Genomic DNA, 11,375 nt, shown 5'->3' with positions numbered 1-11,375 from the left:
ATGTCGCCTGATTGCGTTTCAAAAAACGCCCCATGCGCCATCTGCGCCAAACTTCGGCCCCCGTGCAAAGCCCTCACACGGGGGCGAGTTACGGCCTCAGGCGCGGACTTCGATCTCGGAGGCGCCGACCGCGGGCAGTGCCGGGTCGTCGACGGCTGCGGCAATGACGCTATCGAGCAGCCCGGGAAAGCGGGCATTGAGATCGTCGCGGCGCAGCGTGATCAGCCGGCTGGTGCCGACGACCTCGGTGCGGGTGACGCCGGCCTCGCGCAATTTGGCCAGGTGGTAACTGAGATTGGTCTTTGAGCCGAGATCGAGGAACTGGCTGCAATTCAGCGGCACGCCCTCCTTGCTGGCGAGATAGCGCACGATGGCCAGCCGGGTGGGATCGCCGAGCACGGCAAGCACGTTCGGCAGGCTGATCTGGTCGGCGGTGGGGTGGGGCAGCGTCATGCCGGAGAACTAAGCGCAATCAGGGCCGATTTCAACGCATCTCCTCCTGGTGGATGCCCTCAGTTTCCACCTCCCGCTACCTTGTCCTGACATGGGGCTGTCAGCAGGGTTCGGCTATTCTCGGGCGGCTCATTGACAACATGCGCCATTATGTACAATTGTTCAATAACTTTTGAACTAAGGATTTCACTATGGACAAGCGCCTCTTCTGGCTTGCGCTCGGATCATTCACGATCGCGACCGAAGGCTTCGTCATCTCCAGCCTGCTGCCTGACATCGCGGGGGATGCCGGCATCTCGGTCCCGCTCGCCGGGACGCTGATCACCGCCTTCGCGCTCGCCTATGCGCTCGGCGCGCCGATCTTGGCGACGCTGACCGGCGAATGGGACCGGCGACGCGTCATCTTGTGGACGCTGGTGTTTTTCGTGCTGGGCAACCTGGCGGCGGCGCTCAGTTCCTCCTTCGAACTGCTGCTGATCGCGCGCATCGTCATGGCGCTGTCGTCCGGCCTGTTTGCGGCGACGGCGCAGGGGACGGCCGTGGCGCTTGTCGATGATCATCACCGCGCCCGCGCCATTGCCGTCGTCGTCGGCGGCACTACGGTGGCGGTGGCGGTCGGCGCACCGCTCGGCGCGCTTGTCGCGACGGTTGCCGGCTGGCGCGGCACGTTCTTTGCCATCGCCGGGCTCGGCGCACTGGCCGGCGCAATCCTGTGGTACCGGCTGCCGCGCGGCATCGTCGGCACCAAGCTGCCGCTCAGGCAGCGGCTGGCCGCAACGCTTCGCCCCGGCGTGCCGTCGATCCTGCTGACTACACTTTTGGCGCTCACCGGCGCCTTCACGGTCTTTGCCTTTGTCGCGCCGCTAGCCATCGAAGGTGGCGGCTTGAGCCCAGTCGCGCTGCCCGGCATGCTGCTTGCCTTCGGTGTCGGCGCCGTCATCGGCAACATTGCCGGCGGGCAGGCCGCCGACCGCTTCGGCGCGACGCGCACCGTCAGCTGGTCGCTGGCGCTGAGTGCGGTCATGCTGGTGATGCTTTCGGTCATTCCGGCCTTCCTGCCGCACAGCATCGCCGGGCCGGCGCTGATGGCCATGATGGTGCCGTGGGGCATCGTCGGCTGGGCCTTCCCACCGGCGCAGGCCAGCCGCATCATCAGGCTGGCGCCCGACGCAGCGCCCATCGTGCTGTCGCTCAACGCTTCGGCGCTCTATCTCGGCGTGGCGCTGGGCGCCGTCGTCGGCGGCGCGGTGCTGCGCTATGGCGCGCCGGCTGATCTCGGCCTGGTCGCAGCGGTGTTCCCGATCCTGGGTCTTGGCGTCATACTGGCCGGCCACCGGGCCGCCCGGGCGGTGGCCATGCCGGCGGAGTGAAGGAAGATCGCAGAAACGTGGCGCTGTCCTGATCGCGCCGCCAGGCAGGATTTGGGCTCCTCTCCCCACTCACATCTGGCCGAGCAAGGAACCCAGGTCCTGTAACCGCGACTATTTCCAGGTCCGGCGTCTCTCGATCTCGGCTTCGGACGGCTGTTGCTGGGCGAACGATCCAGTCTTGATCTCACCGGCGCGTTCATAGCTCGCTATGATGACGCCGGTGGTCGATGCCTGTGAGCGATTCAGCTTGAAAGCCGCCGGGATTGCGCCGCTGCCAAACAGCCGCTTGCCCTTGCCCAGCACCAGCGGGAAGGTGAGCAGGCTGATCTCGTCGATCAGGTCGTTGGCGAGCAAGGTCTGGACGAGTTCGCTCGATCCCTGGATGAGCAGGTCCGGCCCGTCCTCCTGCTTGAGCTGGCGCAGGGTAGCCACGACGTCGTCGCCAAGCGACTGGCTGTTTTGCCACGACAGCGTGTCGGGCCGGTGGGTGGCCACATATTTGGTGACGGCGTTGAAACGGTCGGCGATCGGATCGTCTTTCTGGTACGGCCAATGCGCGGCGAAGATGTCGTAGGTCTTGCGGCCGAGGAGCAGCGCGAAGGGTTTTGCGAAGGTCTCACCAATAAAGGCGCTCCCGACGTCGTCCCAGTAATGGAACGTCCAGCCACCGAATTCGAAGCCGCCGACCGGGTCTTCTTGTGGCCCACCGGGCGCCTGCATGACGCCGTCGAGGCTGACGAATGTCGCAGTGGTGATCTTCCTCATTGGATTCTCCCTTTAATCATCCGAAATCATCCGAGCCGTTGCCGCCGGATTTCGGCCAAAGGACGTGCGAGCGGACGCCTGTCCGACAGGGCCGGAAAATTTCTGACTCCGGCGCATGTCGAGCGGCAAGCACGGGACGCCTCGACGCGGCGACGTCATTGCGACCGCCTGCCGCCAACACTTTGCGACGAGAACCAGACATCGCCGATGACGGCGGTGGCGGTGCGGTCCGGTGCCTTGTCGGCCGTCAGCCAGATCTTGCGGCTGCGTGCCGCCTTGTCACGGTGGATTTTCGTCGAGGCCGCCGAGGCGCCGATGCAAGGGATAAACCATGATCGCATGAACGGGTCGCAGGCAAACCCCTTATCCGTGCGTGTCACCATCACCGCGAGGCCAATGCGCTCGGCCGGACGCCACGGAAAGACCATGCGGCCGCCGGGCTTCAGCGCCTTCAGCCATTCGGCTGGGGGTGCCGCAACGCCGGCATTGACATAGATGATGTCGGACGGTGGCAGGCCGCCGACGACCGCATCGCCATGGATGACGGTCACATTGCCATAGGCTTCGAGATTCTTTCTTGCACGGTCGGCGAGACCGGAATCCAGTTCGAAGGCGGTGACTGCGCCGCCCGGCGAAACCAGTTTCGCCAGCAGAGCGGTGTAATAGCCGGTGCCGGCGCCGACATGAGTGACGTCCTCGCCGGGTTTTGGCGCCACCTTGCCGATCCACATGGCATGCAGGAACGGCTCGCCATTGTTGATGCCCTTTTCGGCGTCGAGCGACACCAGCACGTTCTGATAGATGTGAACAGGATCGGCGCTCGGCGTTTCTACCTTGCCGTTGCCGGCGACGACCGTCCACGGCCCGGGCCCGAGAAAAGCTTCGCGCGGCACCGCGGCGAACACCTCCTCGAGACGCGGATCGGCCGAACCTGCATTGGCAGCCATCAGTCGCGCGTAGAATTTTCGGGCTTCGGCAATTCTGGTCATGTCGCGTGAGAAGATAGCGCGATTGACCGAATTGTCGTGCAGCTTGTCGCCGACCTGATCAAGAACGGCAACGAAGCCCGCCAGGTCGACATCGCGGCGCGGCTCGGCGTCGCCCAGCCGACGGTGGCCAAGATGCTGACGCGGCCGACAGTCCTGCCGGAACCGCCGCGCTGCCGCGGCGTTTGAGATCGTGCCAGCAATTGGCGCGAGACCGAGGAGGATACGATGGGCGTTGAACAGGCACCGACAGCGAAGGGCAAGCAAGCGGCCAAGGGATTGAAGCAGGCTGCGGCGAAGGACGAACGCAAGACCGAAGCGGATACTGGACGCCCGCTCAAGAAGGGCGGGGCCCGCTTCGAGGAGCGCTCGAAAAGCTCGGACGGCAAGAGCGCGGGCACCAAGCAGAAGATCTGAGCGTGACCGACAAGTCCAAGACCAAAAAAAGCGCCGGCAGGGCTCTCACCGGCGGGTGTCGTGCAGGGACTGACCCCAGAGCCGGCGGCCCCTTGATGCGAAAAATACTGTGACTTGGCGCAACCATTGGGATAATTGTTTGTTGGGTCGGATCGGGCCATGAGATCGGCAAGATACCGGTACGTGCATCGCGGGGAGTTGCCATGCTCTGGAAAGGTCGTCGTCAAAGTGACAACGTCGAGGACCAACGCGGCCAGGGCGGCGGGCTCAACCTGCCGCGCGGCGGCCCCGGCCGTCTCCGCATCCCGATCGGCGGCCGCTCCGGCGGCGGAATGTCGCTGTCGACCATCATCATTCTCGTGGTCCTCTATTTCGGGCTGAAGGCCATCGGCATCGACCCGCTTCAGATCCTGGCCGGTGGCGGCTTGGTGCCGGGTGGCGGCGGTCAGATCACCGACACCAGCGGAGAACAGGGCGGTGGCACCGGGGCGCCCGCCTCCGACGAGATGAAGCAGTTCGTTTCGACCGTCCTGGCCGAGACCGAGGACACCTGGACCGGCATTTTCCAGGCCGAGGGCCTGACCTACGAGGACCCCAAGCTGGTCCTGTTCAGCGGCCAAATCCGTTCGGCTTGCGGCTTCGCCTCGTCCGCGGCCGGCCCGTTCTACTGCCCCGGCGACCGCAAGGTCTATCTCGACACCACCTTCTTCCAGCAACTCGACCAGCAATTCGGCGCTTCGGGCGATTTTGCCCAGGCCTATGTGATCGCGCATGAGGTCGGCCACCATGTCCAGAACCTCACCGGCATCCTGCCCAAGTTCAACCAGATGCGGCAGCAGATGGGCGAGGCCGAGGCCAACCAAATGTCGGTGCAGGTCGAGCTCCAGGCGGATTGCTTCGCCGGCGTCTGGGCGCATTTCACCGGGCAGAAAGGCATTCTGGAACAGGGCGACATGGACGAGGCGCTGAACGCCGCCCAGCAGATCGGCGACGACACGATGCAGAAGAAGATGCAGGGCTATGTCGTGCCGGAAAGCTTCAACCATGGCACCTCGCAGCAGCGTCAAACCTGGCTGGCACGCGGCTACAAGAGCGGCAAGCTGTCGGACTGCGATACGTTCAACACCCCGATCTGAGATGTTTGGGCTCTCGTTGAAATGGGCGTTGAAAGCGGCGGCGATGCAGCCGCGCTCATGTCGACAGTTGATGTCAGGATGAAAATTCCTGGCCTGTTCCCTTATTGTTCTGTGTGGCTGACTCGCCTATAAAGGGCCCTTCCGCCTTCGCTGCGAGGCGGCTCCAGGAGTCGATACCGTCATGATCGAAGCCAAAACCGCCAGGCGGGGCCTTGCGCTTGTTTTCACCACGCTGCTGCTCGACATCACCGGCATCGGCATCATCATGCCGGTGCTGCCGGCCTATCTGCAGGAACTGACCGGCGTCGGGGTCAGCGAAGCGGCGATCGAAGGCGGCTGGCTGTTCTTCGTCTATGCGGCCATGCAGTTCCTGTTCGCGCCGCTGGTCGGCAATCTCAGCGACCGCTTCGGCCGTCGTCCGATCCTGCTGGCCTCGGTGCTGACCTTCGCCGTCGACAATCTGATCTGCGCGGTGGCCTGGTCGTATTGGGTCCTGTTCATCGGCCGGGTGCTGGCCGGCATCAGCGGCGCCAGCTATTCGACCGCCTCCGCCTTCATCGCCGATGTCAGCACCGACGAGAACAGGGCGAAGAATTTCGGCCTGCTTGGCATCGCCTTCGGCGTCGGTTTCGTCATCGGCCCGGTGCTGGGCGGGTTGCTCGGCGAATTCGGGCCGCGCGTGCCGTTCTGGGGCGCGGCGGTGCTTGCTCTGATCAACTTCATCGTCGGCTGGTTCTTCCTGCCGGAAACGCTGGAGCAGCATCACCGGCGCCGCTTCGAATGGCGCCGCGCCAATCCTCTCGGCGCCCTGAAGCAGATGCGCAATTACAAGGGGATCGGCTGGATCGGCCTGGTGTTCTTCCTGATGACGCTCGGTCACATGATGTACCCTGCCGTGTGGTCGTTCGTCGGCAGTTACCGCTACGGCTGGAGCGAACAGCAGATCGGCTTCTCACTCGGCGTCTTCGGCCTTGGCGGGGCGTTGGTGATGGGTTTTGTCCTGCCACGCGTCATCCCACGGCTCGGCGAATGGCGGACCGCCGCCATCGGCCTTGCTTTTACCGCGCTCGCCGCCTTCGGCTATGCCGCGGCGTGGAAGGGCTGGATGATCTATGCGGTGATCGTGGCGACCTGCCTCGAGGCGCTGGCCGATCCGCCGCTGCGGAGCCTGGCGGCGGCCAAGGTGCCGCCCTCCGCGCAAGGCGAATTGCAAGGTGCGATGACGAGCGTGTTTTCGATCACCAGCATCATAACGCCGCTGCTTTATACGGGAATCTTCGCCTGGTTCACCGGGCCGAGCGCGCCGGTGACGTTCGGCGGCGCGCCCTTTGTGCTCGGCGGCATCTTTCTCGCCCTGTCGCTGATCGCATTCGTGCTCAGGGTCGAAAGACCGGCCGCGGTGAAAGACGTCGCGACGGCGACGGTGGCCTAAAGCGTGTCGCGTTTGAACGGACTCATGCGACGCCCTTTAAGTTCTGGTTTTGATGCATCTCGTTATCGCAAAACCGCTGCGTACTCTCGGTCAGGCCCGAGGGCATGCTTTTGCGCGCCACGCATTGGGGCATGCCCTAGGGTTCAATCCATTGCCCCGGAATATCCAGTGCCTTCGCCAGCAGCGCCCGGGTCTGCGCCGATGGCTTACGGCGATTGGACTCAAGATCCGACAGGAAACCCTGGCTGACACCGATCGTGGTCGCCAATTCGGCCTGCGTCAGCCGCCGCCAGTTGCGCAGCGCCTTGAGCCGGCTGGAGCCCCGCAAAATTTCCATGGTCACGTCCGCAGGCAGGGGGGTTTCCGTTTTGAGATCAGCCTTTCGCTCGTCGTAGATCGCCACATCGGCAGCGTCTTCAAGAGCCTCTTCGGCCGCGTGCAACAGAGCCTCGTAGTCCGCTTTTGGGATAACGACAAGTTCTTCGCCAGTTGGCGTCGTTATGATTTGGGGGGCGTTCATGGTGTCCTGTCCTGCTATCACCGACGGTAGGTTGTCGTTTCTCGTTTGCCGATGTAGATCGCGAGGATCGTCGTGCGGTCTTCATCGAATATGATCCGGTAGCGACCGATCCGCAGTCTGTAGCCGTCCCTGCCGGCAAGGCGCTTGATATCTCCCCGCCCGCTGACGGCATAGGAGATCAGGCCTTCGGAGACCTGCTCGCGGACATCTGTCGGCAGGTTGTCGAGATCGCGAGCCGCCGATACCGAGAGGATAATCGTCTTCACGGTGATGATATCGCAGATTTATCGCCGAAAGTTAAGCGATATTATTGCCGAGACTTCTCGCGTACAGATAGTCAGCGCTCTGCCAGCGCCGGCTCGCCGCGCTTTTCGCGGATGAGATTGACGAAGCGGCGGAACAGATAATGCGAGTCCTGCGGGCCCGGCGAGGCTTCGGGATGGTGCTGGACCGAAAACACCGGCCTGCCGGTCAGGGTGATGCCGCAGTTCGAGCCGTCGAACAGCGAGACATGGGTTTCTTCGACGCCCGTGGGCAACGAGCCGGCATCGACGGCAAAGCCGTGGTTCATCGAGACGATCTCAACCTTGCCGGTGGTGTGATCCTTGACCGGATGATTGGCGCCGTGATGGCCTTGATGCATTTTGGCGGTCCTGCCGCCAAGCGCCAGCGCCAGCATCTGGTGGCCGAGGCAGATGCCGAAGACCGGGATGTCGGTCTTCAGCAAGTCCCGGATGACCGGAACGGCATAGTCGCCGGTGGCTTCCGGGTCGCCGGGACCGTTGGAGAGAAAGATGCCGTCGGGCCGCATGGCGAGGATATCCTCGGCGCCGGTGTTGGCCGGCACCACGGTGACTTTGGCGCCCAGGCCGGCAAGCAGGCGCAATATGTTGCGTTTTACGCCGTAGTCGATGGCGACGACATGCATGGACGGATCGGTCTGTTCGCCAAAGCCCTCGTCCCAGACCCACGGCGTCTCGCGCCAGACCGAGGACTGGCCGGAAGTGACGTCCTTGGCCAGGTCAAGCCCGATCAGGCCGGACCAGGCAGCGGCGCGGCGCTTCAGCTCCTCGATGTCGAAGATGCCGTCGGGCGCGTGCGCGATGACGGCGTTGGGCATGCCCTTTTCGCGGATCAGCGCGGTCAGCGCGCGGGTGTCGATGCCCGAAAGCGCAACGATGCCGCGTTTCTTAAGCCATTGGTCGAGACCAGAAGCGGCGCGATAGCTGGACGGATTGGTGACGTCGGCCTTGAACACGGCGCCGACTGCGCCGGCGCGGGCAACCGGGTTGAGATCCTCGATGTCCTCGTCATTGGTGCCGATATTGCCGATATGCGGAAAGGTGAAGGTGACGATCTGGCCGGCATAGGACGGGTCGGTGAGGATTTCCTGATAGCCTGTCAGCGCGGTGTTGAAGCAGACTTCGGCGACGGCGGAGCCGGTGGCGCCAAGGGCGCGGCCCTCGATGACGGTGCCGTCGGCCAGCACCAGCAAGGCGGTCGGCTTCTCGGTGGCCCAAGTGGGGGTCGACGCGGCGGTCATCGTTGCCATGGCGGCACTCCTAAAGGCTGCGCCCTTCAATCGGCGCAACGAAAGGCGCGAAGCAGCGATTTCACAGCCTCGGCGCCCAACTAAAAATTCAGTTCATGCAAGGCCCAGTACATAGGGGAAGGCGCCAGAGCGGTCAATGATGCGACGCCCGCAGCCGCGATTTATTTCGTCGAGCAATATCAGCGGTTTGCCGGGTGGCGTCGAATTTGCCTTGGGCATTCGGCACGGCTATTGTCCGTCGCATTCGAAGGAGAAAGCATCATGCGCGGCAAAATCGCCGAATCCCTGAAGAGCGCGATGAAGGCGCAGGACAAGCGTCGGCTGCCGACATTGCGGCTGATCCAGGCGGCCATTCACGACCGCGACATCGCCAATCGCGGCGCCGGCAAGGAGCCGGCCAGCGACGACGAGACCCTGCAGATCCTGGCCAAGATGGTGAAGCAGCGCGAAGAGTCGGCCAAGGCTTTCGACGACGGCAAGCGGCCGGAGCTTGCCGCGCAGGAGCGCGACGAGATGGCCATCATCCGCGATTTCCTGCCGACGCAACTGGGCCAGGCAGAGACCGAAACGGCGATCCGCGCCGCCATCGCCGAGACCGGCGCCAGCAGCGTCAAGGACATGGGCAAGGTTATGGCCGTGCTCAAGGAGAAATACGCCGGCCAGATGGATTTCTCCAAGGCGAGCGGCATCGTCAAGGGACTGCTGCAGTAGGATTTTGCCGCTGCAGCGAGCTCGTAAGGCATTGGAGGAGGCGACAGCGAGGCGCCAGCCCTGGGCCGCATATGATTGATTCTCAGGCGCTCTTCGGTTTCTGAGAGCGGGCGGGGCGGGCGGCAGCTCGCACCGACAGGTTCAGTGCCACGGCGGCGCGAATGAGCGCCTTCAGCGCCTCGTCATCGATCGTGTCGCCCTCATGGATGTCGATGGCGCGCCTGGTGTTGCCTTCGAGGCTGGAGTTGAAGAGGCCAGAAGGGTCCTCCAGCGAGGCGCCCTTGGCGAAGGTCATTTTCACGACATTCTTGTAGGTCTCACCGGTGCAGATAATTCCGGCGTGTTCCCACACCGGAACCCCTCTCCACTTCCACGCCTCGACCACTTCGGGATCGACCTGCTTGATGAGAGTTCGGATCCGAGCGAGCATCTCGCCCCGCCAATCGCTCAGCTCGTTGATTCTCGCATCTATCAACTGAGAGGGAGTGTCTCCTCCTGCTCCCTCCGTCGAGCCGCCCTTCTTCATGGCTGTTGTCGCTTTGGTCATGATTGGTCCCAGTGGCTTTGTGCAAGTCGGCGTCTGGCGTCTGGGCTTTGTGCCAATGCCGGGCGACAAACTCTCAACGTCGCGGAGGAACCTTCGTCCCTCCGGACCCGATTTGCAACGAGGATCACACGAAAATGGAGCTACGATTTGGCGGCGCTTGTTGAACATTTGTCGGCGCCGCCACCAGCGCCAGCGACCTTTCGGCGACATGGGCTCGCAGAGATGCTCGCGAGCCGGGGCCGAACCATGAGGGGTCACGGCGATGTTGCACCGTCCCGATGGCAGACGCCCTTGGCTAATTCGCGATGCATCTCACATTCGCTCGCCGGGCAATTGGCTGGCTTGCTTCACCCAGGCGGCAAATTGAGCTTCGTCGAGCTGGTCCTCATAAATGTCGAGGTAGCGCACGTCCTTATGCTTGGACTCGCCGAGAGGGACAGGACGCAGTGACCTGCCCCGGAAGAAGGTCACTTTGACGTAGCGGGTGAAGACATGGAACGACAGGAACCAGCCCTGGCCCTCGATGCCGTAAAACGGCGAGTTCCATTTGACGGCCTTGTGCACGCCGGGGACGGTGCGCGCGATGATTGCGTCGAGGCGGCGTCCGACATCGCTTTTCCAGCCCGGCATGGCCGCAATGTAGGCCTGCACGGGTGCGTCACCTTCGGCTTTCGCGATCTGGGGGTTGCCGCCTGCGAGCAGTGCCGGCTTCGCTTCCTTGCCGGACTGCGGCTTCGGCGTCGCCTTGCGCGGTTTGGTTGCCGCGACCCGCACGGCGGCGGCCTTCGCCGATTTCTCGGACCTGTGGTCAGCCATTGTGTTCACTCCAAAGTAGGTGGACCCAATCGAAGACATTTGATTTTAGAAAGCCGCCCCTGAAGATCAACTTCAGAATCAGAGGGCGGCAGCGGAGCGATCGTACGTCATGGTTGAACTCGTCAAACCGGCGCTTGAACATCTGCCGTCGTATAAGGCCGCCCTTGAGCGCGGCTGGTCGCCGGACAATGTGCGGCTGATGGAGGCGACGCGCGAGCAGCTTGCGGCCATCGAAAAGAATCCAACGGCCTTCCTCGCCGATCTCGACGACCCCGATGCCAAGGGTGGTCCGATCACCTTGCCTGATGGGACGAACGTGCCGCGCCTGCCGGGATTCCGGCGCTGGATCTGGGACGGCGAAGTCGCCGGCTCGATCGGCCTTCGCTGGCAGCGCGGCACCGCCGAGCTGCCGCCACATGTGCTCGGCCACATTGGCTATGCCGTAGTGCCATGGAAGCGGCGGCGCGGCCATGCGACAGAGGCAGTGAGGCTGATGCTCGGCGAGGCGAGGGCGCTCGGCCTGCCCTTCGTCGAGATCACCGCCAAGCCGGGTAATCTCGCCTCGCAGAAGGTGGTCCTGGCCAATGGCGGACGGCTCGTCGGGCGATTCTTCGAGGACGCTGCCTATGGCGGCGCCGAAAGCCTGCGCTATCGCATCGACCTGTAGCGC

The 11,375-nt window shown here is 63.7% G+C and carries 14 protein-coding genes and 1 pseudogene; 7 read left to right on the top strand and 8 right to left on the bottom strand.

Annotated elements, in window-relative coordinates; genetic code table 11:
* Positions 1–96: 96 nt before the first annotated feature.
* On the bottom strand, positions 97–453 hold the full coding sequence (locus AC0L3H_RS24125; protein ID WP_027151146.1) for an ArsR/SmtB family transcription factor: 357 nt from the start codon (positions 451–453) through the stop codon (positions 97–99).
* Between the two features lie 191 nt (positions 454–644).
* On the opposite strand from AC0L3H_RS24125, the gene AC0L3H_RS24120 reads away from it, so the two are divergent.
* Positions 645–1,823: an MFS transporter gene (locus AC0L3H_RS24120; RefSeq protein ID WP_473511271.1), complete on the top strand. Its 1,179-nt coding sequence runs from the start codon at positions 645–647 to the stop codon at positions 1,821–1,823.
* Positions 1,824–1,934: 111 nt separating this feature from the next.
* On the opposite strand, the gene AC0L3H_RS24115 is transcribed toward AC0L3H_RS24120, so the two are convergent.
* Both AC0L3H_RS24115 and AC0L3H_RS24110 read right to left on the bottom strand, forming a co-directional pair.
* The gene (locus AC0L3H_RS24115) at positions 1,935–2,588 is read right to left on the bottom strand and encodes a dihydrofolate reductase family protein (protein ID WP_473511273.1); all 654 of its coding nucleotides are present in this window, start codon (positions 2,586–2,588) and stop codon (positions 1,935–1,937) included.
* Between the two features lie 155 nt (positions 2,589–2,743).
* Positions 2,744–3,535, bottom strand: a complete 792-nt coding sequence (locus tag AC0L3H_RS24110; protein WP_473511275.1) for a protein-L-isoaspartate O-methyltransferase family protein — start codon at positions 3,533–3,535, stop codon at positions 2,744–2,746.
* A 78-nt stretch (positions 3,536–3,613) separates the two neighbouring features.
* Between AC0L3H_RS24110 and AC0L3H_RS24105 the strand changes: the two are divergent.
* The 4 genes and pseudogenes from AC0L3H_RS24105 to AC0L3H_RS24090 all read left to right on the top strand — a co-directional run.
* Positions 3,614–3,721: pseudogene (locus tag AC0L3H_RS24105) on the top strand (manganese-binding transcriptional regulator MntR); the annotation flags it as partial.
* 81 nt (positions 3,722–3,802) lie between these two features.
* Positions 3,803–3,991: a hypothetical protein gene (locus tag AC0L3H_RS24100; protein WP_023799765.1), complete on the top strand. Its 189-nt coding sequence runs from the start codon at positions 3,803–3,805 to the stop codon at positions 3,989–3,991.
* A gap of 203 nt (positions 3,992–4,194) precedes the next feature.
* Positions 4,195–5,127: a KPN_02809 family neutral zinc metallopeptidase gene (gene ypfJ / locus AC0L3H_RS24095; protein WP_473511277.1), complete on the top strand. Its 933-nt coding sequence runs from the start codon at positions 4,195–4,197 to the stop codon at positions 5,125–5,127.
* Between the two features lie 181 nt (positions 5,128–5,308).
* Complete coding sequence (locus AC0L3H_RS24090) at positions 5,309–6,559, top strand: TCR/Tet family MFS transporter (protein ID WP_473494827.1); 1,251 nt, start codon at positions 5,309–5,311, stop codon at positions 6,557–6,559.
* A 136-nt stretch (positions 6,560–6,695) separates the two neighbouring features.
* Here the strand turns inward: AC0L3H_RS24090 and AC0L3H_RS24085 are convergent, their stop codons facing one another.
* The 3 genes from AC0L3H_RS24085 to carA all read right to left on the bottom strand — a co-directional run bounded on the left by AC0L3H_RS24085 (position 6,696) and on the right by carA (position 8,631).
* Positions 6,696–7,079, bottom strand: a complete 384-nt coding sequence (locus tag AC0L3H_RS24085; protein ID WP_473511280.1) for a helix-turn-helix domain-containing protein — start codon at positions 7,077–7,079, stop codon at positions 6,696–6,698.
* 17 nt (positions 7,080–7,096) lie between these two features.
* Positions 7,097–7,345, bottom strand: a complete 249-nt coding sequence (locus tag AC0L3H_RS24080; RefSeq protein WP_027151153.1) for a type II toxin-antitoxin system RelE family toxin — start codon at positions 7,343–7,345, stop codon at positions 7,097–7,099.
* 71 nt (positions 7,346–7,416) lie between these two features.
* Complete coding sequence (carA, locus tag AC0L3H_RS24075; protein WP_473587120.1) at positions 7,417–8,631, bottom strand: glutamine-hydrolyzing carbamoyl-phosphate synthase small subunit; 1,215 nt, start codon at positions 8,629–8,631, stop codon at positions 7,417–7,419.
* Between the two features lie 261 nt (positions 8,632–8,892).
* On the opposite strand from carA, the gene AC0L3H_RS24070 reads away from it, so the two are divergent.
* Positions 8,893–9,342, top strand: coding sequence for a GatB/YqeY domain-containing protein (locus AC0L3H_RS24070; protein ID WP_473587119.1), 450 nt, complete (start codon positions 8,893–8,895; stop codon positions 9,340–9,342).
* Positions 9,343–9,424: 82 nt separating this feature from the next.
* On the opposite strand, the gene AC0L3H_RS24065 is transcribed toward AC0L3H_RS24070, so the two are convergent.
* Both AC0L3H_RS24065 and AC0L3H_RS24060 read right to left on the bottom strand, forming a co-directional pair.
* A complete protein-coding gene (locus tag AC0L3H_RS24065) occupies positions 9,425–9,889 on the bottom strand; it encodes a DUF1801 domain-containing protein (RefSeq protein WP_473511461.1) in 465 nt (154 codons plus the stop codon).
* Between the two features lie 312 nt (positions 9,890–10,201).
* Positions 10,202–10,705, bottom strand: a complete 504-nt coding sequence (locus AC0L3H_RS24060; protein ID WP_473587118.1) for a DUF1801 domain-containing protein — start codon at positions 10,703–10,705, stop codon at positions 10,202–10,204.
* Positions 10,706–10,814: 109 nt separating this feature from the next.
* Here AC0L3H_RS24060 and AC0L3H_RS24055 point away from each other — a divergent pair, with 109 nt between their 5' ends.
* On the top strand, positions 10,815–11,372 hold the full coding sequence (locus tag AC0L3H_RS24055; RefSeq protein WP_287176070.1) for a GNAT family N-acetyltransferase: 558 nt from the start codon (positions 10,815–10,817) through the stop codon (positions 11,370–11,372).
* The last annotated feature ends 3 nt before the right edge of the window (positions 11,373–11,375 follow it).

The sequence above is a fragment of the Mesorhizobium sp. WSM4816 genome, from assembly GCF_055811535.1.
The sequence above is the reverse complement of the archived record's forward strand: the minus strand, read 5'-3'. Positions and strand labels throughout refer to the sequence as shown.